The sequence below is a fragment of the Cyanobium sp. NIVA-CYA 375 genome, from assembly GCF_056108345.1.
This window is the reverse complement of record NZ_JBSYHW010000266.1, coordinates 1-900: the sequence shown is the minus strand read 5'-3', so window position 1 is coordinate 900 and position 900 is coordinate 1. Positions and strand designations below refer to the sequence as shown.

General features: G+C 59.1%; 1 protein-coding gene. It reads left to right on the top strand.

The annotated features are described in order from the left end of the window. Nucleotides 1-7: 7 nt before the first annotated feature. Nucleotides 8-900, top strand: an 893-nt coding sequence (gene psbA / locus AC01FP_RS17990; protein WP_445886114.1) for a photosystem II q(b) protein, incomplete at its 3' end; no start/stop codon positions are given.

Sequence of the window (900 nt, the reverse complement as noted above, 5' to 3'; positions counted from 1 at the left end):
CGTTCTCATGACAACCACTATTCAGCAGCGCCAAGGCGCTTCTGCGTGGAACCAGTTTTGCGACTGGGTCACCTCCACCAACAACCGCCTCTATGTGGGCTGGTTCGGTGTGCTGATGATCCCCTGCCTGCTGGCTGCCACCATCTGCTTCATCGTGGCCTTCATCGCCGCACCCCCTGTCGACATCGACGGCATCCGTGAGCCCGTAGCTGGCTCCCTGATGTACGGCAACAACATCATCTCCGGTGCTGTTGTTCCTTCCAGCAACGCCATCGGCCTGCACTTCTACCCCATCTGGGAAGCCGCCAGCCTCGATGAGTGGCTATACAACGGTGGTCCCTTCCAGCTGGTGGTATTCCACTTCCTAATCGGCATTTACGCCTACATGGGCCGCGAGTGGGAACTCTCCTACCGCTTGGGCATGCGCCCCTGGATCTGCGTTGCCTACAGCGCTCCTGTGGCCGCAGCATCTGCAGTATTCCTGGTGTATCCCTTCGGTCAAGGCTCCTTCTCCGACGCCATGCCCCTGGGCATCTCCGGCACCTTCAACTACATGTTGGTGTTCCAGGCTGAGCACAACATCTTGATGCACCCCTTCCACATGCTGGGAGTGGCTGGTGTCTTCGGGGGCAGCCTGTTCTCCGCCATGCACGGTTCACTCGTTACCAGCAGCCTGGTGCGTGAAACCACCGAGAGCGAGAGCCAGAACTACGGCTACAAGTTCGGCCAAGAAGAGGAGACCTACAACATCGTGGCTGCTCACGGCTACTTCGGTCGTCTGATCTTCCAATACGCCTCCTTCAACAACAGCCGCAGCCTCCACTTCTTCCTGGCTGCCTGGCCCGTGGTTGGCATCTGGTTCACCGCCCTTGGCGTGAGCACGATGGCCTTCAACCTGAA